Here is a 25166-nt window from a genome sequence, read left to right on the forward strand (position 1 = left end):
TCTTCGTGCAGGATCCGGCGGCGACGCTGGTGGCCACCTACGCGCACGTGCCCGAAGGTGGCGTGGTGGTCGACCTCTGCGCCGCCCCCGGCGGCAAGGCACTCGAGCTCTCGCGTCGCGCCCGGCTGGTGTTCGCGGCCGACGCGAAGATGGCGCGTGTGGAGCGCATGCTGACCGGCTTCGCGCGAATCAACGCCACCAATCTCATCCCCATCGTCTGCGACGCGCGTCACCCCGCGATCGGTGACGCCGATGTGGTCGTGATCGACGTGCCCTGCACCGGCACCGGTACGTTCCGCCGGCACCCCGACGCGCGCTGGCGACTTCGCGTATCCGATTTCGCCGTGTTGCCGGCGTTGCAACGCGAGATTCTCCTCGCGGCCGCCGCGATGGTGAAGCCGGGCGGATTGCTCGTGTACAGCACCTGCTCGCTCGAACTGGAGGAGAACGACGACCAGATCGAGTCGTTTCTCGCCACGAACAAGGACTTCACCTTGGAACCACCGCCAGCGGGCACGGTACCGGAATCCGTGTTGGATCACGGACTCCTCCGCGTGTTGCCGCAGCAGCACGGCACCGACGGCGCCTTCGCCGCCCGGTTGCGGAGAACGGCGTAATGGCCGCCGCGAAGCAGCCCGGCACGGGCGCGACGATGTCGAAAGCGACGCGGAGCTGGCTCATTCGCGGTACCATCGCGGCCGTGGCCGGCCTGGTGCTCGGCGGCGCCGGTGGCGTGGTCGCGGTGCGTACGCTCGAGCCGGGACGCGCCAACGCGGTTGATTCAGTGCAGGCCGTGCTCGACAGCATCGCGCGCGGCACGATCGCCGAACCAACCGCCGCCCAGCGGAAGCAGGCGGCGACACGACAAGCCGATAGCGCCGCGAAGGCCCCGGACGCCGCCGACAGTGCCGCCGTCGCCGACGTGCTGCTCCCCGTCCCGGACGTGGTCGGACTCGAAGAAGGCCCTGCCCGCGACAAGCTGCGCGAAGCGGGGCTGGTCGTAGGCGACGTGCAGTTCCGTGCCAGCACCAGCCCGGCCGGTCTCGTGCTCGCCACGACGCCCCCCGCCGGCAGCCTGCTCGGCGCCAGCGCAACCGTGTCACTCGTGATCAGCGACGGACGTTCCCCCGCCGACACGCTCTTCATCCCTCAGCTCCATCCGGTTCCATGACCGTTCGCATTGCGCCCTCCGTGCTCAGCGCTGATTTCCGCAAACTCGGCGAAGAGATTGCCATGTGCGACGCCGGCGGCGCCGACTGGATTCATGTCGACGTGATGGATGGACGCTTCGTCCCAAGTCTGTCGTTCGGCGTGAAGGTGATCGAGGCCGCCCGGCGCTCCAGCACGAAGGTCATCGACGTGCACCTCATGGTCGTCGAGCCCGAGAACTACTTCGACGACTACGTGAAAGCGGGGGCCGACGTGCTCACCATTCACGCCGAAGCCGCGCCGCACCTCGACCGGCAGATCGCGCGCATCCAGTCGCTTGGCTGCAAGGCGGGGGTCGCGCTCAATCCGGCCACGCCGTTGTCGGTGATCGAAGAAGTCGCGCACATGGTCGACCTCGTGCTCATCATGAGCGTCAATCCCGGCTACGGCGGACAGAAATTCATCGAGTACTCCGTCGACAAGATCGCGCGCGCGCGTTTGCTGCTCGATCAGGCCGACAGCAACGCCGTACTCGAGGTCGACGGCGGCATTTCGCGCGACACGATTCACCGCTGCTGGGAAGCCGGCGCCGATACGTTCGTGGCCGGCAACGCCATCTTCGGCGCCGCCCATCCGCAGGCGGAAATCGACGTGCTGCGCCGCTTGTGCGTGGAGGCGGTATGACCGCCAAGCAGCAGTGGCTGGTGGTGCTCGCGATCGTCGCCGTGTTGGGAGGCGGTGCGTTCGCCGCTTCGCATTTCCTGAAGGACGAACTCACCAGCGTCTCGGTGGGATCCGATGCGCCGGGCTTTGCCGCGAAGACGCTCACCGCCGCGCCGGCCATGAAGACGCTCACCGACTATCGCGGTGAGGTCGTGCTGCTCAACATCTGGGCCACCTGGTGCATTCCGTGCCGCACCGAAATGCCCAGCATCGAGGCCGTGCATCAAACGCTCGGCGCCAAGGGGCTCAAGGTCGTCGCCATCAGTATCGATGACGAAGGGGCCGAGGCGAAGATCCGGGACTTCGCGAAGGAGTTCAAACTGACCTTCGAGATGTTGCACGATCCCGCCGGCACCATTCAAGGGATCTACCGCACCACCGGCGTGCCCGAAACCTTCGTGATCGGGCGCGACGGCGTGATCCGCAAGAAGTGGATCGGCGCAGAAGACTGGAATTCAGACGGCAATCAGCGGCTGCTTTCGTCGCTGCTGGCCGAACCCAAGCCGTAGTGAGTCAGGTGAGCCGCGTCGCGTGGCCGAACGTCGTGCGGGCGCTGTCGGCGATCGTGCTGGCGGCGGCCCTGTGGCTGTACATCCACGCCGTCCATGTCTGACGTCGCCCCACGCCGTGTACTCGGCATCGAAACGTCGTGCGACGAAACATCGGCGGCCGTCGTGTATGGAACGCCGACCGACATGCGAATGGAATCACTGGTGATCCTGTCGCAGGACGTGCATCGCCTCTTCGGCGGCGTCGTGCCCGAGATCGCCAGCCGTCAGCATCTCACCGGCATCGTGCCGGCCGTGCGCACGGCGTTGGCCGATGCCCACGTGTCGCTGGGCGATCTCGACGCCATTGCGGTCACACACGCGCCAGGCCTCGTGGGCGCACTGCTGGTGGGTACGAGCTACGCCAAGGCGCTGGGCTTCACGCACCACGTGCCCGTGGTGCCGGTGCACCATCTCGAAGGGCATCTGTTCGCCACGCTGCTTGAGCACCCCGAGGCCACGCCACCGTTCACGGCGTTGCTGGTGAGTGGCGGGCATACGTTGCTGCTGGATGTGGAGGCGTGGGGGCGGTATCGCCTGCTCGGTCAGACGCGTGACGATGCCGCCGGCGAAGCATTCGACAAGGTGGCAAAGCTGCTTGGCCTGCCCTACCCCGGCGGTCGCCCGCTGGAGGAGCTGGCCCTCACCGCCGAGTCACCGATGCACACGCATCCGCATCGCTTTGCGCGACCCATGCTGCGCAAGTCGGCCGAGCCGGGCGACGACGATTACTACGACTGTTCGTTCAGCGGACTCAAGACGGCCGTGCTCTATGCCGTGCGTGACGCCGAGAAGGCGGGTGTCCTCGACGCGCAACGCGCCAGCATCGCGCGCGGCTTTCAGGATTCGCTGATCGAAACGTTGGCCGAAAAGGTGGCACGTGCCGCGCGGCGCCACCGGCGAACGCGCGTGGTGCTGGGCGGCGGAGTGGCCTGCAACGGGGCGCTGCAGATGGCGATCCGCGAGCGCGTGGCCCCGCGCGGCAGCGTGTTCGCGCCCATGCCACGACTGGCCACCGACAACGCGGCCATGATCGCGGCCGCGGGGCTGTTCCGGTTTGCAGCCGGCGAGCGGGCCGATCCCACGATGACCGCGCAGGCGTCCTTGCCGCTCCCCGGTATCTTTTCATAAGCGGTAGGGTCGCCGTACTGCCTACCCCGTACTCCATACTCCCGACTCCGCTGTGCACCCCATCATCCACCACCCCACGGTCTTCAAGTTCGGGTTTCTCGAACTGACCGGATTCGGCCTCGCCGTGCTCATGGCGTTCGTGATTGCGCAGATCGTCTGTCAGCGCGAGTTCTGGCGCCGCGGACAGAATGCGGAATCGGACGCGATGCCGGATATCGTGCTCGCGGCGCTGATCGGCACGCTCATCGGGGCAAAGACGTACTACGTGGTACTCACCGGCGACCCCTCGGCGTTCTTGAGCCGCGGCGGCTTCGTGTTCTGGGGTGGCTTCATCGGCTCGGTCGGTTTGTGCTACGCGACCATCAAGTACAAGAAGCTGGACTTCCTGAAGATCGCCGACGTGGCGGGGATTGGAATCGCGGCCGGTTACTCGGTCGGCCGCACCGGCTGCTGGGCGGTGGGTGACGACTACGGCCGTCCGTTCAACGGCTTCTTCGCCACGCAGTTTCCCGAGGGCGCGCCGCCGAGCACGGCGGCGGTGATGTCGCAGCAGTTCGGGGTACAGTTCCCGGCGGGCACGAATCCGTCGGAGGTGATCGCCGTGTACCCGACGCAGCTCTACGAGACGCTGATGGGCTTCGTGATGTTCCTGGTGCTGTGGCGCTTCCGGAAGCACGCGAATCTGCCGGGGTGGCTGTTCGGCCTGTACTGCATTCTGGCCGGCGTCGAGCGATTCATCGTGGAGTTCTTTCGGGCGAAGGATGACCGGTTGGTGATCGGGTTGTCGACCGCCCAGCTCATCGGCCTTGCGATCCTGACGATCGGGATCGCGTTGGTAGCGGCGCGGACGAAGCGGAGTGGCCCGCTGGCGGCTGCTTGAGGCTCTCGGCCCTCGGCTTTGGGCTTTGGGCTTTGGGCCGTCAGCCTTGGGCCTTCAGCCTTGGGCTGAAAGCCGAGCCGGTCGCTTCCCATTGCGGTGGACTGCTGCGGCTGTGTATACTCCACTATCCCGTTTGAGAAACATTCTCATCTAACGACGTGGCTTCGACTCCCCTTCCCACCCTGCCGTCCCATGACAGCGCCGCCGCACGCACCACGTGCGCGCTCAACGCGTGTCCGGCGGGCACCCGGGTCACCGTCGTCGACATCGAGTGTTCCGGTGATGAGGCCTGCCGTCTTCGGGCGCTTGGCTTCTGTGAGGGCACCAGCGTGAACGTCATCGACGCGCGCGACGCCATGCTCCTCGAGGTGCGTGGCACCCGTCTCGCCCTCGGATCGGCGCTCACGGCCGGCATCACTGTCCAGCCCGTCAACGCGCGCGCATAGCGCGACTGGCGAGGCGCCCGACACGCGGCCACGGCGTCGCGTGAGCGTCAGCACCCGGTGAGTACTCTGCAGAGCCCTCTGTCGCCCGACGATTCGGCGACCATCCCCCGCCAAGCCGGCCAGGACGCGCTGCGGGTGGCCATCATCGGCAACCCCAACACCGGGAAGACCACGCTCTTCAACGCGCTGACCGGGCTGCGTCAACGCGTCGGCAACTTTGCGGGCGTGACGGTGGAGCGGGTGGAAGGGGGGTTCAAAGCCCCCGACGGCCGCCGAGTGACCGTGCTGGACCTTCCGGGCAGCTATTCGCTCTCTGCGGGGTCGCCCGACGAACAGGTGGCGCTCGAAGTCCTGCTGGGCCGCGACGCCGACCGCTGGCGCCCCGATGTCGTGCTTGTCGTCGTCGATGCGTCGCACTTGGAGCGGAACCTCTTCCTCGCCAGCCAGGTCATCGAACTCGGTGTCCCGGTCGTGATCGCGCTCAACCAGTTCGACGTGGCCGAATCGGAGGGACTGCGGATCGACGTCCCGGAGCTCATTCATGAGCTTGGCGTACCGATGGTGCCCACCGTCGCCAAGCGCGGCGAGGGGCTCGAACCGCTCAAGCAGGCGCTGATCATCGCGGCCGAGCTGCCGGCACCCTCTCGACGGTTCTCGATCCCCGAGCCGGCGCAGGATGCGCTCGCCCCGCTCGAAGCCTGCCTCGTGGCCGATGGACTGTCGGCCACCGCCGCCCGCATGGAAGCGCTTCGGCTGCTCGGCATGCAGCGGATCGGTCCGCATCTCGATCGCGTACCGGGACTCGCCGACGCCATCACGACAGCGTCCGACGAGCTGCGCAGCGTCGGGTTCGTGCCCACGCGTCTCGAATCGGAAGTGCGTTATGCCTGGATCGCGCAGGTCATCGAGCGCACGGTCACGCGCGCACGGCCGGCCGGCTACAACGTGAGCGACCGCATCGACCGGTTCGCGCTCCATCGGGTGTGGGGACCGCTCATCTTCCTCGTGCTCATGATGGTTGTCTTCCAGGCGGTGTTTTCCTGGGCCACGCCACTGATGGACGGCATCGAAGCCCTCATCGCCGCCGCCGGCGGGGTCGTGGGTTCCGCCCTACCCGAGGGCGATCTGCGGTCGCTCCTGGTGGATGGGGTCTTCGCCGGTGTCGGTTCGGTGCTGGTGTTCCTGCCACAGATCGCGATTCTGTTCGCCTTCATCTGCCTGCTCGAACACTCCGGCTACATGGCACGCGCCGCGTTCCTGATGGATCGCATCATGCGCCGCGTCGGGCTGCACGGCAAAAGCTTCATCCCCATGCTCTCGGGCTACGCCTGCGCCGTGCCCGGCATCATGGCCACCCGCACCATCGAAGATCCGAAGGATCGCCTGGCCACGATCATGGTCGTGCCCCTGATGAGCTGTTCGGCCCGACTGCCGGTATACACGCTGCTGATCGGCGCCTTCGTGCCTGCCACCTCGATTGTCCCGGGGCTCACGCTGCAGGGCGCCACGATGCTGATCATGTATCTGCTGGGCACCGTGGTAGCCCTCGCGGTGGCCGCGATCTTCAAGCGGACGCTGTTGAAGGGCCCGGTGCGTCCCATGATCCTCGAGCTCCCGCCGTATCGCTTCCCGAGCCTCAAGTCGCTCGGCGTTTCGGTCGTCCAACGCTGCCAGCTGTTCCTGCAGCGCGCGGGCACCGTGATCCTGGCGTTGTCGATCGTGCTCTGGGCCATGGCGACGTATCCCAAGGCCACCGTCGATGCCTCGATGTCGGCCGCCGCGCAGCAGGAGCAGCAGCTCGGGCATTCCGTGCTGGGCCGCATCGGGCACGGCATCGAACCCTTGGTGCGCCCGCTGGGGTACGACTGGAAGATCGGCGTCTCGATCGCCGCCAGCTTCGCCGCGCGCGAGGTGTTCGTGTCCACCATGGGCACGATTTACGGGGTGGGTACCGAAAGCGAGCAGGCGCTCACGGATCGGTTGCGGTCGGAGCGGAACGCCGTCACCGGCACGCGCGCCTACACGCCGCTCATCGCGGTCGGACTGATGGTGTTCTACGTGTTCGCGCTCATGTGCATCAGCACGATCGCCGTCACGGTGCGCGAAGCGGGCGGCGGACGCATCGGGTGGCAGTGGGCGGGCCTCCAGTTCGCGTACATGCTGGCGTTGGCGTGGGGATCCGCGTGGCTTGTCTACGTGGGCGGTACGGCGCTTGGCTTCGGAGGCTAGCGATGGACACGCGACTGAACGCGCAACTGATCGTCGTCGTGCTGATCGTGACCAGCGCCCTGATCTTCGTGGCGCGGCGCGCGTGGCGTGCGATCGCCGCGGCACGCACACCCAAGAGCGGTTGCGGCTCCGATTGCGGCTGCCGCTGACCCGTACGTCGCCGCGCGCCTAGCGTAGTTCGGCCGCGATGCCGGTCCACGCGTCATCCGCCGCCGCGAAGACCGAGCGCACGGTCTCCACCCATTGCCGCCAATCGGCGATGCGCGTGTCGAGGGCACCGCCGCGCAATGCATCACCGGCCAGCCCCATCATTTCGATCGCCGTGAATACGGCCGTCGCTTCTTCCTCGAGCGCCGCTTCCACCGCGCGTTGCTCGGCCGGATCCCCGGGGGCCTTGCTCGCCGCGATCTCGGAGATGGCGCGCTCGATCTCCTTCGCGAGCGCAGCGGCATCCAGCAAACCGACCTGACGCGCCGGATCGCTCACCCCTTCCACCGATCGACGGGCGGCCAGGAACGGCGCGAACCACCGATCGTGCGCCACGACCGGGGTGCCGCGCGACGAGCCGAGGGACTTGAGTCCCCGCGTGAGCTCCGGCATCGCGCAGGCGCGATCGAGCAGCTGCAGACCGAGCGCCCGCAGCCGCTCGTCACCGCTGAGTTCGAGTACGTCGTTGCTGACGAGGTACACCGTGAGCGACGAAGGACCACCCGTGACGCCCTCAATCCCGGTCAGCGACAACCGCCACGGCGTCGCGTCCTGCCACGCCAGCACGAGCGTGTCCTGATCGATCGTGACGCTGGCCGACGTATCGATCTCGCGACCACGCACGATGCCGATGACGCGCGCCTGTGCCGTGGTCGGCGACGACATCACGCCAGGATCGCCGACACGACCGCGTCGGTCTCCGCGAGGTTGGCAAATACCGCCGCGGGGCTGTGCGCCGCGAGGTCGTCGGTGCTGTAGCGCCCGGTGGCCACGCCGATGGCGCGCACACCGAGTGAACGCCCGCAATGGATATCGGCCGGGGTATCGCCGATGATCACCATGCGATCCCCGGCGATCTCGAGACCGAGCTGTTCACGGGCGCGACGCTGCGCAACCGCCGGCAACTCCGGGCGCGCTTCATGATCACAGCCGAAGGCGTTGGCGCGGAACTGCGCGAAGTCGACGTCGACCGCCTTGAGCTTGGCGCGCGCGCCACGTTCGATGTTGCCGGTGAGCAGCCCCAGCGTGACGCCGCGGTGCCCGCGCAGGGCATCGAGGAGCGGCAGAATGCCGTCGCACAGGCGGGCCGGCGTGGTGCCTTCGCGCGTAAGCTCCGCCTCGAGGCCGTGCACGTACTCGTTCAGCAGGTCATCGAGCCGACTGGAGATCGTGGCATCGGTGAAGCCCGCGTCGCGCATCTGTTCGCGCGCGATCTGCCGATCGGTCTTGCCGTCGTAGCGGTACTGGGTGTCGCCGGTGGTGCCGAACACGCGCAGCAAGGCGTTTTCCATGGCACGGCGGCCGGCGCCGTCCGACCAGAGCAGCGTGCCGTCGATATCAAACAGAACGAGCTTCACGAGGTATGAAGTGAGGAGGACACAACGGGAGCACGGGCCACGATCGGCCGGGCGTGCGCGGTGCGCGACAGGAGCAGCCCGGCCATGATCAACCCGGCACCGAGCCCCTGCCACACGGTTGGCTGCTCGCCAAGCATGAGCCAAGCGAAAGAGATGGCGACGATCGGCTGCAGGTTCCCGTACATGGCGGTGCGCGTCGCCCCGAGCACACGAACTCCGCGATAGAACAACAGATACGCCACCACCAGCGCCCCGATGCCGGCGTAGGTCACCGTGCCCCACTCCGTCAGCGACACGGCGCCCCAATCGAGCGTAATGAGACCGGGCAGCGCGATCGACACCAGCACCAACGCGCCGCTGGCCATGGTGATCGCCGACAGATGCAGCGGATGCACCGTCTTGGTATACGGCTGGAGTAGCACGCTGAACATGGCCCACGTGATGCTGCCGATCGCGATCAACCCGGCGCCGAACATCACGTCACGCCCGCCGTCGAAGCCCTGCGCGCTGCCCACGACGCAGGCTACCCCCAACAGCTGCAAGCCGATCCCGCTCCACCCGCGCGCGGGCAGACGCTCGCGCCCCAACATGCGCGAGATGATCGCGATCCACGCCGGACCAGCCGCCACCACCAGCGCGGCGACGCCGGCGCGCGTCCGCGACATGCCGAAAATGAACAGCAACTGGTACAGTCCGTTGCCGAGCAGCCCGAGGAGCGCCAGAGTGATGATGTCACGCCGCGGCGGCAGCTTGGTGTCACGCACACACGCCGCAATGACGAACAGCACCATCGCCGCCATCGCGACGCGCAGCCCGCTGAACGTGAGCGGCGAGAGCGTGCGCAACCCGGCCTTCACGACGCTGTAGTTAATGCCCCAGATGAGCGACATGAACACGAGCCCGAGATCGGTGGTCCCGAAGCCCGGACGAGGTGCAGCCGCTGAAGGGTGAGGCGAAGTCATGATGCCTGCAATCTAGACACCCGGCGCGCCACGGGTGGTATCCGCGCCGCAACGCCGGTACCTTCCCCGCATGCATGTCTCCTTTGCGCTCTTTGCCGACGCGGCGAATATCTCCCAGGAAGGGAAGCTGAATATCCTGGGGGTGTTCGACGCCGTCCATGTGGGTCAGCTCCCGGCCCTGCACCCTCGCGCCACTTTCGTGGTGCGCATCAAGGCCCTTCCCGGCGATGCCGGCGATCACCCGATGACGCTGCGATGGATCAACCCCCGCGGCACCGAGCTGTGGGCGTCAAACGCCGAACTCTCCATCGCCCCGCCGCCGCCCGGTACCGCCGAACTCGACATGCCGGTGATCGTCCAGCTCGATCTCCCACTCGACGTCACCGGCGACTACCACATGATCGTGGAACTGCGGGACGAAAAGCGCGGCGAAGCGATGCTGCACGTCAGAGGACAGCCGATGGTACCGGGTGCTGCTTCGGGTATGGTGTCGTAGCACTGATGAACGGCGCTAGGACTGATTAACGGCGCTAAGAGTGAAGGGCGCTAAGAGTGAAGGGCGCTAAGAAGCGGGGGCGCTAAGGTTAGGGGCGCTAAGAAGCAGGGGCGCTAAGAGTGAAGGGCGCTAAGAAGGAGGGGCGCTAAGGTTAGGGGCGCGAAGAATGAACGGCGAAACGGCCAACGGCGCCGTCCTGAGTACTGACTCGCCGTTTATTCTTAGCGCCGTTTACCTTAGCGCCCTTTATTGTTAGCGCCGTTTACTATTAGCGCCCTTGATTATTGTCTAGCGCCGTCAGCAGTTCAAACCGCCCGTCCTATTCCCACGCCTTGTTCCTTCAGCTTCGCGGAGAGCTCCGGCTCTACGTGAATCCCGCCTCGCGCCAGGGAGCTGTGGATCATCCCGCCGTCGCCCGTCGCGATCCCCACGTGCGTGATGCGCCGGTCGTCGCGATCGGAGAAGAACAGCAGATCACCCGCTCTGTGATCGGCGCTCACGTCGTCAGCCACCACCACTGTGTCCTCGGCTTGCTGCCAGGCATCGCGACGCAGTGGCACACCGTGTAACGCGAAAATCCGCTGCACGAAGCCGGAGCAGTCCACACCCCACGGCGTGACGCCACCCCAGAGGTAACTCGCGCCGCTGAACAGCGAGCGCGCGCTGCGCACGATCGCCTCGCGGTCACGCGGGAACTGCGCGGCCCGGGCGGCGGGATCGATGGCGACGCCCTCGATCACCTCCAGCCCCGTCGCCACGCGGGCACCGAGCGGGAGCGCGTACCGTTGGCCTACCGGATCGATCGTCACGCACCCCAGCGAGATCCGCCACGTGGCCTCGGTACCGGTATACGGCATCAGAAAGCCCACATGTGTCCAGCCTTCGTAGTCGTCGGCGCCGCGAATGTGCAGCCAATCGCCGCGGCCGTCCACCAATTGCAGCACGTCACCGGCCAGCAGTTGCGACGTGAGGGGCGAGGAGATCCGCGCCTCGCCGAGGAGTGGAGCGATGGCCGACCGCACCGTGAATCGGTCGGCGGTCGACAGCGTCAGTGCAGTGCCCAACGAAGGACTCTCGGCAGAAGGAACGATCGGTGCACGAGCACACCGTGCAAGGCACCAGCCACCGCGGATCACGCCGCACCGGGAAAGCTAACGCGGCTCCTGAAGCAGCTGGGCTACGCGGGTTTCGAGGTCGAGCAACGTGAACGGCTTGGCCAGCACCGGCCGGCCCGTCCGGCGGATGAACCGCGAGGCGTCGGCGTTGTGCAGATCGCCAGTCATGAACACCACCCGCCGAGCCTGTTCGGGATCCCGCGACTCGATCGACTGATACACCTGCTCCCCCGTGAGCCCGTTCATGCGGAGATCGAGCAGAATCAGATCGTACGGCCGGTCCGCCGCGAGGTCGAGCGCCTCGGCGCCACCATCGGCCACATCGACCACGTAGCCGGCGTTGCGCAAGAAGCGACTGATCGCGCTGCGCAGCGTGATCTCGTCCTCGATGAGGAGGAGCGACCCCTTGGGGACCGGGGCGCCGAGGGGAGCGTCGGTGTCACGGGGCGCAGTGGTCGGTTCCGGCAGCGCCGGAAACGACAGCGTGAACACCGCCCCTTCGCCAGCGCGTGAGTGTGCCTCCAGCGCGCCGCCGTGATCCTGCGCGATGGTCCGCGCGATCGTGAGCCCCAGTCCGCGGTGGCCCCCGTCGGCGCGCGTCGTGAACATCGGCTCAAAAACACGCGCGAGTTCATGCGTCGCGATGCCGGGGCCCGTGTCAGACACCTGCACCTCCACGCCCGTTGCCCCTGCCCTCGTTACCACGCGGATGCAACGCGCGCCATCCGCGTCAATAAGCGCTTCCTCGGCATTCGTCAGCAGATTCGACACGGCCTGGTGCAGCTGGATCGCATCGCCGGACATCGCCGGCAGATCCTCCCCAGCGGTGAAGTCGACGACGATGCCATGCTCGCGCCAGCCGTAGCCGTGCCATTCGATGGCGCGACGGACCAACGCGTTCACATCCACGCGCCCACGCTGGCCCGCCGTATGCGAGGCGTCCCCGGTGGAGTCGAGCAGCAGCGACACGATCCGCGAGGCGCGGTGCGCCTGCTCACAGATCTGTTCAATGGCCCGACGGTCCTGCGCCAGCATGGTCGGCGAGGTGGCCTGCAACTCCGCGACGGCCAGCAGGCTCGCCAGCGGGTTGTTCAGCTCGTTCGCCACACGGCTCAACGATTGGCCCACCGCCGCCAGACGCGCCTGATGCGCGTTCGTCTCACGGCGGATCTCGTCGTTCGTCACGTCTCGTATGATACCCAACGCACCGACCACCTCACCGTGCTCGTGGATCGGCGCCGTGGTGATCATGCCCACCCGCGCCCCACTCGCGCCCAGGAAGCGCAGCTGCAGCTTGCGGGGATGGCCCGCCAGCGTCTCGGCCACCATCGCGACGGCGGTCGGCCGGTCGGCTGGATGCACCATCACCGAGAAGTGCTGCCCCAGCACCTCCTCACGCTGCAGGCCAGCCGAGTGCAGGAAGCCCGCGTTCACCGAGGTGAACAGGCCATCGACATCGACGGTGCAAATCGCGTCGGTCGCCGCTTCCACCAGCCGCATGTTCAACGACTCGGAGCGCTCGCGGGCGCGCGACTCGGCGCGTCGCTCGGTGATGTCGTGCAGACAGGCAACGGTGCTCGTGACCTGACCCAGTTCGTAGAGCGGGGCCGAGCTCACGCGCACCACACGACGCTCGCCATCAGCGCGGAGCACTTCGCAGTCGTACTGCTGCCCCTCGCCCGCACGGGCCAGCCGCTCAAACGACTGTACGCTCTCGATCCAATCGGCGGGGGTAAGGTTCGCCACCGCCTCGCCCACGAGATTCTGCCGACGGAACAAGGTCCGTGCGCCCGGATTCGCGAACGTGATGCGGCCCTCGAGATCGGTGATGACAATGGCGTCCGACACCGTATCGAGCACTTTGCGGTGCCGCTCGGTCAGACGGTGTGCCTCCGTCACGTCGTCGAAGGTGATCACACCGCCGCCATCCGGGTGCGAGACCGCGACCAGCGAGAACAGTCGACCGGTGATGTCGTCGCGCACGAGTTCGCGCGTGGGGATTCCGTCCGTCAGCGCTCGGGCAATGGAGCGCTCGACAGTCTGCGCATCCAGCGAGGCGCTGTTGCCCACCAGCGCCTCGTTGAAGCGGCGGCCCAGCAGCGCCGATACCGTCGTGCCGCACAGCTCCGCCGCCCGCGCGTTGCAGCGGCTGACGGTGAGCGATTCCTCGATCACCACGATACCGCTGGCCGTGCTGTCGAAGGCCGCCTTCCATTCGCGCGTGGCCTTCTCGACTTCCTCGAAGAGACGCGCATTCACGATGGCGACCGCCACCTGATCGGCGAGACGCTGCAGGACTTTGCCATCGTCCTGATCGAACGCACGATCGCGATTCATCACGACGATCGAACCGATCGTGCCGCGGCCGGTGATGAGCGGCGCGATGACCATACGCTGGATCGGCGACAGGTGCTGCACCATCCGATGGAGCGCGGGTTCGATGCTCCCCTCGTTCAACATGATCATCTCGTTCGACACCACCGAGCGGCCGATCATGCTGCCCCTGACCGGCAGATGCACGCCGCTGAGCACGGAGGCGCTGCCGATCGAGGCCACGATGTTCAGATAGTCGCCGTCGCGCAGCGCCACACAGGCGCCCTGGACGCCAAGCAGCGACACCGTGTGCCGCAGGATGAGCCGCAACACTTCGCCCAGCCGGAGCGATTCGCCGACGGCACGGGCCACATCCGCCAACGCCTCGGTCGTACGCCGTTCACGCTCACTCTCGGCGTACCGGCGAGCATTGGCGATCGCCGTGGCCGCCTGCGACGCCATCGTGGCCAGCACTTCCTCGTCTTCGGCCGTGTACAGCCCCGCGTGCGTGGAGTGCACGGCGAGCACGCCAAGCAGTCGAATCCCGACGCGCACCGGCACCGCGAGCACGGAGGCGGCTGCACCCGATTCCCCGACCACGTCGTACATCGACAGCGGCGTCGACTGTCCCGCGCGTTCACGAGCCCGATCGGCGTCACGATCACCCACCCGCACCGGACGCCCCGTGCGCGCCACTTCCGCCACGATCCCGTCGCCCAAACGCACCGGACTCCGCGCGCGCTCGATACCGCGCACGATGCGCAGGCTGGTGATCAGGATATCGGCATCGAGATCCGGTATCAGCATGGCCGCCCCGTCGGAGCGCACAGCCAGCTGTGCCTGACGGATCAGCTCCCGCGTGATCTCGTGCTCGTCGAGGGAGCGCGTGAGGGAGGCACCGGCGTCCTGCAGTCGCTGTAACCGCTGGTGACGCGTGTCAGCCAGCGCCCGCAGGGCATCGTAAGCCAAGCGCGCCGTCAGATGCCGCAGGATCGCACTGATGTCGCGCCGACTCCCCTCACTGGGGCGACACCCATCGCGCGGACCGGCCAACTTCACGATGCCCAGCAGTTCGCCGTCGAAGCCGCGCAGCAGCGCCACGATCAGATCGGTGGGGAGCCAGCGATGGCCGTCTCCGGCAGGATGCGGCTCCGTGCCGAAGAACTCCCGCGAGACCCACGCATCACTGCCGTCGAGCAGGTGCAGATCACCGACGCGGAACCGCTCCAGCTGCGAGACGCGGCGACGCCATACCGCGCCCGGCAGCGGCTTGAGGGCGAATCCCGAGGGAGAAGCATCTTCCGGGAGGCCAGCCCGTACCACCACGGTCGGATTCAGCGACTCGTCACGCAGCGTGATCACCACCCGGTCGAACCCCATCCGGTACAACTGCTCGGCGGTGAGCTGCACGCGCGCGTCAGTCGTTTCGGCGCGATCGATCGCGTCGAGTAACTCCGTCAGCGACAGCGCCGACAGGCAGAGAGGGGGAGGCATGATTGGTGACATTGGACCGCAGAAGACGAACGGGCAAAGACGGTCGAAACAAGATACCGACCAGCTTGCCTGAACTCAGAACGTCCAGCTTCTGAAAAAGTCGATGCCGATCTGGGGCGGCGTCTGCTGAAAGGTTCGGCTGATCCCCAGGCGTCCGCAGGCTTGGGCACTCGAGCCGGGCTCGAGCCCCAGGGCGACGCTCAGCCCCCCCTCGAAACGTCGCTCCACCTTCACGCCAAGTCCTTGCGCGAACAGCGACAGGGCGTCACCACCACCCGAGGTCTGGCTGGACAACCCACACAGCCCTGTGCTGAAGGTGAAGAACGTATTTCGGGCAATCTGACCGCCAACCCCGACGCGGGTGGAGGCGAGGATGCCGAGGCCGTTCTCGCGCAGATTCGCGGCATCTCCCGGATTGAGGGCCGTCGGCTCCACCTGCACCACGTCGAAGCGGCCACCGGCGAGCCGGCTCGACAGGTAGCTCCCCGCCAACCGGAGGGCGAGCGTGGCCCCCTGCTCCGCGTACGGCGTGCCCAGCAGGGCGTACGCTGGCTCACCGGTCACGAGGTAGCTCAGCATGTCACTCTCGGGGAGTGGCGGATTGTCGGCACTCGTCAACGCCAGCGTCGGGCGGTCGATGGTGCCGCCGATGTTGACCCGGATGCGGACGTCCTGCCGATTCGAATTGGGTCGCGTCTCGCGGACGGTATGCAGCGCGGTGATATCGAGCGTGGGCTCGAGGTCGGGATCGCCGAAGAAGCGCACCAGTCCGCGCTCCACCTCAAAACCGGGGCGGGCGATGCCGAGGTTGAGCTGGTACGTGCCGCGGCTCACGGTGAGGGAGTCAGCGAGCGCCAGACGCGGCACTTGCCCGTCCCGCGACAGCGCACGGGTGACACGCAGGCCACCGCCGAGCTTGAGGTTGGCCTCGGGCGAGCGCAGCCACACGTCGTCACCGATACTCACGCGCAGGTTGTCGAGCTGCAGGTTCTGCATGATCGCGCGCGGCCCTGACGGTAGCAGCCCGTTCACGCCGAAGCGGGTCGTGTCGATGATGTCGAGGTTGTCGGTGAGATCGAGCGCGCGCCGCTGCGCGAGCGCACGGATGTACACACGGCCGCGATCGATGCGTACCGCCCCCTGCACGCGCGCCGCCTCGCGTGATCCCGTCAGCGTGATCGGAGTCGTCGTGGTCATCACGATCGAGGCGGTGCGCGGCTTGTCGATTGCCTGAAACTCGTTGGCCGCGAGTCGCAGACTGAACGTCGGGTTGTCGATGTCCTTGATGCCGATGGTACCGCTGATGCCGATCGAATCCTGCGGAACGCCACTGATGGCACCGATCCGGCGAATGAGGATGCTGTCGCCGAAGAGTCCGATGTCGGCGCGCGCCTGAGCCAGGCGGATGCCAAGCCGGTCGAGGGAGAGCGAGGCACTGTCGAGCCGCAGCTCACCACGCAGGCGCGGACGCTTCCAGGTGCCGGTGAGCGCGACGTCGGTCATCAGCGTCCCGCGGGCGCGGGTGACATCGGGGAACACCGACTCCAGCAGGGCCATATCCGTCTGCTGGGTCACGACGCGACCGGTGAGCGGCTCGGCGAGCTGACGCGGGCGGTTGCCCACGAGCGCCAGGTCGAGCGGCAACGAGGCGGAGGCCTGCAACGCCGGCTTTCCCTCGAGACGCAGGGCGGCCTCGACGTTGAGGCGCAGCGCATCGTAGTGCGCGGTGGCGAACAGATCACCGAAGCGCACGCGGCCGGCGACGGCGTCGCGCAGGTCGATGGTGCCGTCGATACGCGGCTGCTCACGCGTGCCGCTCAGGGCCACGGTGGCCGATGCCGTACCGCGGGAGAGCCCCGATGTACGAAGCAGCCGACCAATGTCGGCCAGCGCCACGCGGTCGGCATCCAGACGACCGCTGACGACGCCATCCGCCGCCAGGCCGCCGCGGACCGCGAGGCGACCGGTGTCGGTGTGCTGCAGCACCAGCGAATCGAGCGAGCCGAGCGTGCCGTTGGCGCCGGGCATGAAGCGCAGCATGGCCGGGGCGACCAGCGCGAAACCACGTGGACGCACCGACGCGCTGTCCACGCGCAGCGTGAGCGTGTCGATCGTGACGACGCTGGAATCACCGCTGCGCGCCACGCCACCGGCGATCGCCACGCGCGATTCCGACGGCGTGCGCATCTGCACGCCGAACCGCTCGGCGAGTCCGCCGCGCAAGGTGGACTGCCCGGCCGCCGAGGCGATGTCGATCCCGGCGAAATTCGCCGAGTCCATGGTGGCGGACAGCGTGCCGTTGGCGCCGCGCAGGAGATCACGCACCGCCAGATCGACCGATGCGCGTCGCGTGCGTGACGTTGCGACGATCACGTCACGAGCATCACCACGGAGCCGCAGATCGAGTCCGCGCGTATCGAGCGTATCGATTGAGCCGGACAGCAGTCCCGAAAGTTCGACCGAGCCGCGCAGGGTGTCACCGGCAAGCACCATGGCGCGCTTGGTGGAATCGGTCGGCGAGAGCCATGGCCGCAGTCCACCCAACGAGTCCACGACCATCGCGATCGACAGCGAATCGCGCCGGGCCGCCGTGATCCCGAGACCACCCTGCGCCGTGAGTCGTACCGCCGAGCTCTCGATGGCAAGGGTATCGACCCGGACGTGCCCGGAATCGAAGTGCACCACCGCCGTTCCGCCGAAGAGCCGCGCATCCGCCACCCGGGAGAACTGATCGACCGACGCGCGCAACGAGCCGCGCAGCGACTCGATGGTGGCCGCGCTCAGGTCGACGGTGCCCAGCATCGACAGCGACGTGATCGGAAAGCGATTGTCGCCGAGCAGATTCTGCACATTGCCGCCGCGGAGACGCCACTGCCCGGTCGCCCCCATCTCGGGCTCGAGCGCATCGGCAGTGCCCGTGAACGACAGCTCGCCGCCTTCACCGGCAAGGGTGGTCTGCAGGTCGAACTTCTCAGCCATGCCGGCAGCCTTGATGTGTCCCACGGCCGATCCGCGCAATGGCAGCGACGGATACGAACGCGACATCGTGGTATACGACAGCGGCGAGGCCTGCATGTCGACGTCGAACTTCACGCCCTCGTCGAGCAGCGTGAAATGTCCGTCGCCGGTGAAGCGTGACGGCTGCCCGGGACCATCCACATGCTCGATGTCGGCCTTCGAGAAGAAGGCGTCGTACCAGAGCGAGTCGAGACGCATCGTGCCGCGGGCAAAGCCGTTGAGCTCGGGGAAGAGCGGATTCACGAAACGCGGCGTACGCAGGTCGAGCTGTTGGAGCTCGAGATCGACGCCCTTCAGGATCGCCTCGGCAGGCGTGAAGATGTCGACGATTCCCTTCACGCGGGCACGTGAGATCGCCCCGGGCACGTGCGTATCGGCGAAGCTGAGCTGCGCGTCGTCGATCTGCCAGTTCGTGATCGGCCCGCCACGCGCGATCACGCGGCCCGTGACGTTGCCCTGCCAATCGTAGGGGAATGGCTCACCATTGAACCAGCGCAGCAGCTGCGTGTTGGCCGGCAGCAGTGCGAGATCGACGTTGTTCACCTTCAGGACCGGACCGCCCACGGCGAACGTCATGTTGCCCTTGAGCCGCGAGTTGAGCGCACGGGCATCCATATCCCGCAAGCCGTACTCGATGACCGCAAGGTTCTTCGGATCGTTCTTGATCGTGATGTAGGTGCTGCCGCCACCGCTCCACGGCAGCGTCGCATTGATCCACGACATGTCGGCCATGGCCACGCTGTCGCCCTTGAGCTTCACGTCGTAGCGCACCGGCAGCCCACTGCCCCACACCACCTTCGCGTTCCCGTGCGCGCCGGAGTTGGCCAGCTGGAACGTGACGTCGTCCATCCAGAGCGAGTCGGCGACCTTCCGCACCGTGCCCTGCATGTTGCGGAACCAGAACGGCGGATAGATCCACACCACGTCCATCTTCTGCATGGCCAGCTTCATGCCCGCTGAATCCGGATTGGCGATGCGGGAGCGCCCGAGGGCGAGGCTCCCCCGAACGAAGCGGTACACGCGCACGAAACGATCGCCGTCACGACGCACTTCGCCGTCGAGCCGCGTGAGATTGAAGGCGAGCGCGCTGTCGCGCTTCGCCCCCTTGAGCGTGTCGGACAAGACCCACGGCAGCCGCGCGGTGAACGTGAGTTCGCGGATGGTGGCCGTATCGATCACGATGTACTCGCCGAAGCGGCTCGTCGACGGCGTCGCGAGCGCTCGCTTGCGGCGCAGCGCACGCTTCCAGTTCCAATCGTCGTTGCCGTAGTCGATCATGGTGATCGACGGCCGCGTGACCTCGAGCGACTTGACCACGATGCGACGATCCAGCAGGTCGCGCGGGTCGTAGGTGGCGCGAATGGGGCCGGTGATCAGGAACGGCGTACCGTCGGGACTGCGGATATCGAGGGAATCGATGGTGATGTCGGTGAACAGCGTGCCGCTCACCTTACCCACGTAGAGCCTTCCTGGAATGGCCCGCGCGATGACCGGCGCCAGCGCGCGCATAATGACCGCACGTCCGCGATCGGTTTGCGTGAGCGCGGCCACCCCACCCACAACGAGCGCCGCCACGGTGAGCAACACGGCCGCCGTGGCCAGCACCACCGTCCGTCTCCGGATACGACGAGGGCCACGCGTCGCGAGCGACGGCGCGTCGCCGTCGAGCTCGTCGTCGTCCGACTCGTTGAGCATCGGATCGTCGCGCATCAGAAGGCCTGCCCGATCCAGATGCTCGGATTCAGGCGCCGCAGGAATCCCGCCCCACGCGTGGGGCGGAAGCTGTTCGGACACCCGCCCGCCTCCTGCTCGGGTGGCGCGCCGTTGATACCCGCCGCGTTCACCGCCAACCCGTTGCCGGGACTCACGCAGTACAGCGGGGCGATCCCCGCCTGCAGCGGCGCGTTGTAGTACGCCGCGCCCGCCGGCAACCGATAGCCGTTGTAGCCGAGGTCGATGCGGATGGCGCCGAACGGGGACGCGATGCGCATGCCAAGGCCGGGGGTGACCTTCACCGACGGCCCTTCATCGCTCGACGCCGCTGCCGGCGACGCGCTGCCGCGATTCCACAGCTTGCCGGCGTCGGCGAACACGGCGATCTGCAGCAACTTCGGCGCAAGTGGACTCGGCAGCTGGGCTTCGAGGTTGGCGACGATCAGCGTGTTACCGCCCGTCGGCACCACGCGCTCGGTGACCGACGTGGAGTCGGCGCGATAAAAGCGCTGGCCGTTCATGCTGACCGTGTCGAACCGGCTCACGATGTACACCGCGGGCCCGAGCTCATTCTGCCGGAAGCCACGCACCGTGGTGGGGCCGCCGGCGTACAATCGCTCCTGCGGCGGAATGAAGCCGCCCGTCCTCGGCGTCGTGCCGCCACCGTACACCACGCCGCCACGCAGATGGGTCGTGAGCGTGGCGCCGCCACCCAGCGCGTGGTACCACGACACGTCACCCGTGCCGCGATTGAACTGTTGCGAACGATCGGAACCGATCAGGGTGCTGGCGTGCCGCACGTTGAGCCGCACCGTGGTGCCGCCCGTAGGACGCAAGGGATCGTTCACCCGCACGCGCACCACCGAGTACTCGAGCGCCGCCAGCCGGTTGTTGCGCTGCAGGAAGGTGCGCGACTCGGTGTCGCAGGCGTTGAACACGGCGCAGAAGAACGCGGGCTCGGCCTCGGTCCGCCCAAGTTCCACCTGATACGACAGCGTGCTCGGCAGCCCCGACATGGGAAACGGATCGGTCACCGACAGCGCGCCGCCGATCGGCGTGCGACGCAGGAACGCCTTGAACTCGGAGAGTGTGGAGCTGAACACGGTGAGCGACGGCACGCGCGCCTGCGTCGCGCGCACGGGCTGCCGCACGGTCATCGAGGTGTAGTAGTTCAGCGTACGGCTGTACGGATCGCTACGGGCCTGCCCCTGACAGAGGTTGGGCGCGCCATCGAGCGGATCACCGATGCCGATCTTGCTCACCCGGCCGGTGAGTTCGAGACGCTGCGCAAACGGCAGGAAGTCGCGGTCGGTGAGCGAACCCTGCATGCGGAAACAATCGAGCGTGGCCCACCCCAGTCCACCACGCGCCGCCCAGCGATCGCCCTCCACCAACCGCACCACGAGGTTGACGATGGAATCACCGGCCGGCTGGATGCTGTCGGGCTGCAGGTCGACCCGCTGAAACGCGTCGGTCTGATAGAGATTCCGCTGCGCATCGATGATCGCGCGCGCCGAATACCAGTCGCCGGTCTTCAGCGCCATCGCCCGCCGCACGGTCGCATCGGACACGCGCCGGGTGTCATCACCGGCGTCGACCTCGAGCGCGATGCGCCCCAGCTTGGCCCGCACGCCCGGCACCACCGACACTTCGACATCGGCGGTGTGCGCGGCGGTATTCGTGGTGTACGCCACCAGCGCTTCGGCCTGCGGCCAGCCCTTGTTGCGCAGGCGGCGCACCAGCGTATCGCGACCGGCTTCCAGTGCGCCGCGATCGAATACGCCGCCCACCGTCAGCGGGAAATCACGCGCCGCGTCGCGCACCTCAGGGTTGAGGTCGAGTCCCCGCAACGCGAGCGCGGTAATGCGCATCGGCTCGCCTTCGCGAATGACGAAGGTGATCTCGATCACCCCCGGCCTCACGGTAGTCACCGTGGTGTCCACCGTGACATCGGGGAAGCCGCGTCGACGATAGAGGGTCTCGAGCCGTTGGACGTCCCGCGCAAACTCCACGGGATCGAGGCAACGCCGCTCGCCGATGACGGGCAATCCCGCCACGGACGACGGGGTCGTCGCCACGGTGGCCGCGAGGGCCGCCGCGGCGTATTCGCGATTGCCGGTGAACCGGAGCGCACGGACCTCACGGTCGCCACGATCGCAGGATAAATCCTGGGCGGCGGCCGGACGCGCGACCGAAAGTGCTGCGAGCGCGAAGAGGAGATGGACGAGAGGTCGCACGTTCTATAGCGTTGAAGCTCACGTGAGATCGTCCCTCAGTCAACCGCACATGTCATTGATTCGCCTGTCACGTTCGTGCCGCCTCCGGCTCTCGCGGTGCGCCATGGCCAGCGCCGTGCTGACCACCACCGTGCTGACCGGCTGCGGTCGCGGCGAGGCGACCCCCGACCGTCACGCAATCATCGACTCACGCGACTGGTACGATCCGCGCTCGCTCGATCCGGCCAACGCCACGGACGTCCCCAGCGGACGGGCGGTGGCGTATCTGTTCGACGGCCTCACCCGGTTCACTCCCGCCGGCCAGGTGGAGCCATCGATCGCCCGCGCGTGGGACGTCTCCCCCGACGGCCTGCGCTACACGTTTCACCTGCGCACCGACGTCCGCTTCCACGACGGCACGCCGCTGGTGGCCCGCCACGTGGTGCAGTCGTTCCGTCGCGTCCTCGACCCGGCCACGAAAGGCGGGACGGTGTGGCCGCTCTACCCGATCGCGGGCGCCCGCGCCTTCGCCGACGGCAAGAGTTCCACCCTGGGCCTCGAGACGCCCAACGACAGCACGGTCGTGATCACGCTCGACGAGCCGTTCGCGATCTTCCCGAAGCTGCTCGCCATGCCCGTGGCGTCGATTCTCCCCGACTCGATCGGCGCGGACTTCAGCGAACACCCGATCGGGACCGGCCCATGGAAGCTCGTGGAGTGGAAGCATGACGATTATCTCAAGTTCGCCCGCAACGCCACGTACTTCGGCGGCGCACCGTCCATCGACACCCTGATCGCCCGCATCATCCCCGAGCCGTCCACCGCGGTCGCGGAATTCGAGGCGGGCACGGTGGATATCCTGTACGTCCCCGAAGACCAGACGCGCGACTGGGAGCAGAACGAGACCAGGAAGGCCACCACGGTGAGTGCCCCCGCCCTCCGCCTGTGGTACATGGGCGTGAACGTCACGCGTGGCCCGCTCAAGGACGTCCGCGTGCGACAGGCGATCGCCCACGCGATCGACGTCCCCACCCTCCTCGCCCAACTCCTCGCCGGTCGCGGCACGATCGCCGCCGGCGTGATTCCGCCGACGCTCGAGGGGTTCGACAAGACACGGCAGCCGTACGCGTACGACACCCTCGCCGCCCGTCGACTCCTCGCCGACGCCGGCTACGCCAACGGCATCGACCTCGAACTGTGGAGCTCGCAGACGGCCCCCATGCCGCGGCTCGCGCAGGCGATCCAGTCGTACCTCGCCACCGTCGGCATCCGCATCAAGCTCGTGCAGCGCGACGCCAGTTCCATGCGCGCCGCCGCCCGCGCCGGACAAACGGATCTGGTCGTGAAGGACTGGTACGCCGATTACCCCGACGCCGAGAACTTTCTGTATCCATTGCTGCACACCGCGAACCGCGGAGCCGGTGGCAACGTGAGCTTCTTCAGCGACACGACGTTCGACCGACTCGTAAACGCGTCGCGACGTGAAAGCGACGAGAAAAAGCGCGCGGTGCTGTACGCGGCGGCGGACTCGGTGGGATACGCGCAAGTCGGCATGGTCCCGCTGTTCTTCTACAACGAGGTGTACGCGGTCCAGGCGTGGGTGCGAGGCTTCGAGGTGCCGGTGATTTTCAATGGACAGAGATGGGAGAAGGTGAAGATGGGGATGGATGAGGGGGGCAAAGAATGAACGGCGCTAAGAATTAGGGGCGCTAAGAATTAGGGGCGCTAAGGTGAACGGCGCTAAGAGTTAGGGGCGTGAACAACACAGGGGCGTGAACAACAGAGGGGCGCGCACGACAGAGGGGCGCGCACGACAGAGGGGCGCGCACGACAGAGGGGCGCGCACAATCAAGGGCGATGGGTGCGTTGCAGGGATTGGGGTGGCGTTCGTTTGGTGACAGCGGTTTGGCATGGTCGCGATATCGTGGGCCATGCCGAATCATTTCAACCTCCGTGTGTACGGCGCGGCCTGTGAGCTCAGCTGGGTCGTACAGCAGTGCCTCGATGCGTTCGACGTCACCCGTGTGCCGGGGCTGCGGGGCCAGCTGCTCAGCGCGGTCGGCTCGATCGCTGCGAATACGTCCGAGGGCGCGGGCCGAGGCTCGACCGCGCAGTTTCTCAATCACTTGCGCATCGCCCTTGGCTCCGCGAACGAAACCCGCACGCATCTCAAGCGTGCGCGCAGCGAAGCTCGGCTGCCAACCAAGGAATACTTCCTGTGCGACGCGAAGGCGCTCGTCACCGCCAAGATGCTGGCCGCCCTGATCCGTCGCATCGAGACGGACGAGGCCCATCGTCAGAATGAACGGGCAGTGACGCATACACCACCCCACTAGCCTCCCCCCTACGCGCCGCTAGTTCTTAGCGCCCCTAATTCTTAGCGCCCCTATCTCTTAGCGCCCCTATCTCTTAGCGCCCCTATCTCTTAGCGCCCCTATTTGTCAGCGCCCCCAGTTGTCCCCCGTCGTTATCCTTGCTCTCATGGTGTCTCTCCTCGCCCGCCGTCTTCTGCTCTCCCTGCCCACGCTGGCCGGGGTGCTGGTCGTCGTGTTCCTGCTCTTGTACGTGGCGCCCGGGGATCCCGTACAAGCCATGGTCGGCGAGCGCGCCGACCCCGCCACCATTGCGCGGCTCCGCGCTGAACTCCGCCTCGACGATCCCCTCCCCGCACAGTTCGTGCACTATGCCGGTGGGATCCTCACGGGGGACCTCGGGCGCTCGTACGTCACCAATCGCCCGATCGTCAGCGACATCGCCGAACGCTTTCCGCGCACGCTGCTGCTGGCCACCGCCGCCATGCTGCTCGCGACCCTCTGCGGCATCACCATCGGTGTGCTCGCCGCCGTGCGCCCCAACGGCTGGTTCGATCGCCTCGCCCTGGCCACCACCTATCTCGGGATCTCCTTCCCCGTCTACTGGATCGGCCTGCTGCTGATCCTACTCTTCGCGGTCACGCTGCGATGGCTGCCGGCCTCAGGCTACGGGCGCCTCGAGTTTCTCGTGCTCCCCGCGCTGGCACTGGGCTCGCGCTCCATTGCCTATCTCGCCCGCGTGACGCGTTCCTCCATGCTCGAGGTCCTGGGCGCCGACTTCGTGCGTACCGCCCGCGCCAAAGGATTGACCGAGTCGGGCGTGATCGTACGCCACGCGCTGCGCAATGCGCTGATC

Annotated in this window: 20 protein-coding genes; 13 read left to right on the forward strand and 7 right to left on the reverse strand. The window is 67.2% G+C overall.

The annotated features are described in order from the left end of the window. From ACIRA7_RS07785 to ACIRA7_RS07825, 9 genes are all read left to right on the forward strand, one after another. Window positions 1–617 (forward strand): RsmB/NOP family class I SAM-dependent RNA methyltransferase (locus tag ACIRA7_RS07785; RefSeq protein ID WP_396220287.1); only part of this gene is annotated, 617 nt, incomplete at its 5' end. Further along, window positions 617–1171 (forward strand): PASTA domain-containing protein, encoded by a 555-nt coding sequence (locus ACIRA7_RS07790; RefSeq protein WP_396220288.1) that lies wholly within the window; start codon window positions 617–619, stop codon window positions 1169–1171. The genes ACIRA7_RS07785 and ACIRA7_RS07790, both read left to right, overlap by 1 nt. After that, window positions 1168–1833, forward strand: a complete 666-nt coding sequence (gene rpe, locus ACIRA7_RS07795) for a ribulose-phosphate 3-epimerase (RefSeq protein ID WP_396220289.1) — start codon at window positions 1168–1170, stop codon at window positions 1831–1833. The genes ACIRA7_RS07790 and rpe overlap by 4 nt, the downstream gene beginning before the upstream one ends. Then, window positions 1830–2381: a peroxiredoxin family protein gene (locus ACIRA7_RS07800; RefSeq protein ID WP_396220290.1), complete on the forward strand. Its 552-nt coding sequence runs from the start codon at window positions 1830–1832 to the stop codon at window positions 2379–2381. Before rpe ends, ACIRA7_RS07800 begins: the two co-directional genes overlap by 4 nt. Before the next feature lie 96 nt (window positions 2382–2477). Next, window positions 2478–3551 carry a tRNA (adenosine(37)-N6)-threonylcarbamoyltransferase complex transferase subunit TsaD gene (gene tsaD / locus ACIRA7_RS07805; RefSeq protein ID WP_396220291.1) on the forward strand — a complete coding sequence of 358 codons (1074 nt, stop codon included), beginning with the start codon at window positions 2478–2480 and terminating at the stop codon, window positions 3549–3551. A 52-nt stretch (window positions 3552–3603) separates the two neighbouring features. Continuing rightward, complete coding sequence (locus tag ACIRA7_RS07810; protein ID WP_396220292.1) at window positions 3604–4431, forward strand: prolipoprotein diacylglyceryl transferase; 828 nt, start codon at window positions 3604–3606, stop codon at window positions 4429–4431. A gap of 158 nt (window positions 4432–4589) precedes the next feature. Then, window positions 4590–4877: a ferrous iron transport protein A gene (locus ACIRA7_RS07815; protein ID WP_396220293.1), complete on the forward strand. Its 288-nt coding sequence runs from the start codon at window positions 4590–4592 to the stop codon at window positions 4875–4877. 57 nt (window positions 4878–4934) lie between these two features. Beyond that, the gene (feoB, locus tag ACIRA7_RS07820) at window positions 4935–7106 is read left to right on the forward strand and encodes a ferrous iron transport protein B (RefSeq protein ID WP_396220294.1); all 2172 of its coding nucleotides are present in this window, start codon (window positions 4935–4937) and stop codon (window positions 7104–7106) included. 2 nt (window positions 7107–7108) lie between these two features. Beyond that, the gene (locus ACIRA7_RS07825) at window positions 7109–7255 is read left to right on the forward strand and encodes a hypothetical protein (RefSeq protein ID WP_396220295.1); all 147 of its coding nucleotides are present in this window, start codon (window positions 7109–7111) and stop codon (window positions 7253–7255) included. A 19-nt stretch (window positions 7256–7274) separates the two neighbouring features. Here ACIRA7_RS07825 and ACIRA7_RS07830 read toward each other — a convergent pair whose 3' ends face one another. Genes ACIRA7_RS07830 through ACIRA7_RS07840 form a run of 3 tightly spaced genes read right to left on the reverse strand, consistent with a single transcriptional unit; the run spans window position 7275 to window position 9633 of the window. Beyond that, window positions 7275–7979, reverse strand: a complete 705-nt coding sequence (locus ACIRA7_RS07830) for a hypothetical protein (protein WP_396220296.1) — start codon at window positions 7977–7979, stop codon at window positions 7275–7277. Beyond that, the gene (locus ACIRA7_RS07835; RefSeq protein ID WP_396220297.1) at window positions 7979–8671 is read right to left on the reverse strand and encodes an HAD family hydrolase; all 693 of its coding nucleotides are present in this window, start codon (window positions 8669–8671) and stop codon (window positions 7979–7981) included. The genes ACIRA7_RS07830 and ACIRA7_RS07835 overlap by 1 nt, the downstream gene beginning before the upstream one ends. After that, complete coding sequence (locus ACIRA7_RS07840) at window positions 8668–9633, reverse strand: DMT family transporter (protein ID WP_396220298.1); 966 nt, start codon at window positions 9631–9633, stop codon at window positions 8668–8670. Before ACIRA7_RS07840 ends, ACIRA7_RS07835 begins: the two co-directional genes overlap by 4 nt. 70 nt (window positions 9634–9703) lie before the next feature. Between ACIRA7_RS07840 and ACIRA7_RS07845 the strand changes: the two genes are divergently transcribed. Beyond that, entirely contained in the window at window positions 9704–10129 is a 426-nt protein-coding gene (locus tag ACIRA7_RS07845) for a DUF6941 family protein (protein WP_396220299.1), read from the forward strand. A gap of 305 nt (window positions 10130–10434) precedes the next feature. Here the strand turns inward: ACIRA7_RS07845 and ACIRA7_RS07850 are convergent, their stop codons facing one another. From ACIRA7_RS07850 to ACIRA7_RS07865, 4 genes are all read right to left on the reverse strand, one after another. Further along, window positions 10435–11193, reverse strand: a complete 759-nt coding sequence (locus ACIRA7_RS07850) for a C40 family peptidase (protein ID WP_396220300.1) — start codon at window positions 11191–11193, stop codon at window positions 10435–10437. An 87-nt stretch (window positions 11194–11280) separates the two neighbouring features. Next, window positions 11281–15051, reverse strand: coding sequence for a PAS domain S-box protein (locus ACIRA7_RS07855; protein WP_396220301.1), 3771 nt, complete (start codon window positions 15049–15051; stop codon window positions 11281–11283). 75 nt (window positions 15052–15126) lie between these two features. Further along, window positions 15127–19779 carry a translocation/assembly module TamB domain-containing protein gene (locus ACIRA7_RS07860; RefSeq protein WP_396220302.1) on the reverse strand — a complete coding sequence of 1551 codons (4653 nt, stop codon included), beginning with the start codon at window positions 19777–19779 and terminating at the stop codon, window positions 15127–15129. After that, window positions 19779–22019 (reverse strand): outer membrane protein assembly factor, encoded by a 2241-nt coding sequence (locus ACIRA7_RS07865; RefSeq protein ID WP_396220303.1) that lies wholly within the window; start codon window positions 22017–22019, stop codon window positions 19779–19781. Before ACIRA7_RS07865 ends, ACIRA7_RS07860 begins: the two co-directional genes overlap by 1 nt. A 103-nt stretch (window positions 22020–22122) precedes the next feature. On the opposite strand from ACIRA7_RS07865, the gene ACIRA7_RS07870 reads away from it, so the two are divergent. The 3 genes from ACIRA7_RS07870 to ACIRA7_RS07880 form a co-directional block, all read left to right on the forward strand. Continuing rightward, on the forward strand, window positions 22123–23685 hold the full coding sequence (locus ACIRA7_RS07870; RefSeq protein WP_396220304.1) for an ABC transporter substrate-binding protein: 1563 nt from the start codon (window positions 22123–22125) through the stop codon (window positions 23683–23685). A gap of 244 nt (window positions 23686–23929) precedes the next feature. After that, entirely contained in the window at window positions 23930–24334 is a 405-nt protein-coding gene (locus ACIRA7_RS07875; protein ID WP_396220305.1) for a four helix bundle protein, read from the forward strand. Between the two features lie 145 nt (window positions 24335–24479). Next, the coding region (locus ACIRA7_RS07880) for an ABC transporter permease (protein WP_396220306.1) at window positions 24480–25166 on the forward strand (687 nt) is incomplete at its 3' end.

Origin of the sequence: Gemmatimonas sp., from assembly GCF_044376735.1 — a bacterium.
In the GTDB taxonomy this organism is placed as follows: Bacteria; Gemmatimonadota; Gemmatimonadetes; order Gemmatimonadales; family Gemmatimonadaceae; genus Gemmatimonas.

What these genes read in the sequence shown, in the direction of transcription:
- ACIRA7_RS07790 (WP_396220288.1), top strand. Translation starts at nt 617, where the DNA reads ATGGCCGCCGCGAAGCAGCCCGGCACGGGCGCGACGATGTCGAAAGCG.
- rpe (WP_396220289.1), top strand. Translation starts at nt 1,168, where the DNA reads ATGACCGTTCGCATTGCGCCCTCCGTGCTCAGCGCTGATTTCCGCAAA.
- ACIRA7_RS07800 (WP_396220290.1), top strand. Translation starts at nt 1,830, where the DNA reads ATGACCGCCAAGCAGCAGTGGCTGGTGGTGCTCGCGATCGTCGCCGTG.
- tsaD (WP_396220291.1), top strand. Translation starts at nt 2,478, where the DNA reads ATGTCTGACGTCGCCCCACGCCGTGTACTCGGCATCGAAACGTCGTGC.
- ACIRA7_RS07825 (WP_396220295.1), top strand. Translation starts at nt 7,109, where the DNA reads ATGGACACGCGACTGAACGCGCAACTGATCGTCGTCGTGCTGATCGTG.
- ACIRA7_RS07830 (WP_396220296.1), bottom strand. Translation starts at nt 7,979, where the DNA reads ATGTCGTCGCCGACCACGGCACAGGCGCGCGTCATCGGCATCGTGCGT.
- ACIRA7_RS07840 (WP_396220298.1), bottom strand. Translation starts at nt 9,633, where the DNA reads ATGACTTCGCCTCACCCTTCAGCGGCTGCACCTCGTCCGGGCTTCGGG.
- ACIRA7_RS07845 (WP_396220299.1), top strand. Translation starts at nt 9,704, where the DNA reads ATGCATGTCTCCTTTGCGCTCTTTGCCGACGCGGCGAATATCTCCCAG.
- ACIRA7_RS07855 (WP_396220301.1), bottom strand. Translation starts at nt 15,051, where the DNA reads ATGCCTCCCCCTCTCTGCCTGTCGGCGCTGTCGCTGACGGAGTTACTC.
- ACIRA7_RS07860 (WP_396220302.1), bottom strand. Translation starts at nt 19,779, where the DNA reads ATGCGCGACGATCCGATGCTCAACGAGTCGGACGACGACGAGCTCGAC.
- ACIRA7_RS07870 (WP_396220304.1), top strand. Translation starts at nt 22,123, where the DNA reads ATGGCCAGCGCCGTGCTGACCACCACCGTGCTGACCGGCTGCGGTCGC.
- ACIRA7_RS07875 (WP_396220305.1), top strand. Translation starts at nt 23,930, where the DNA reads ATGCCGAATCATTTCAACCTCCGTGTGTACGGCGCGGCCTGTGAGCTC.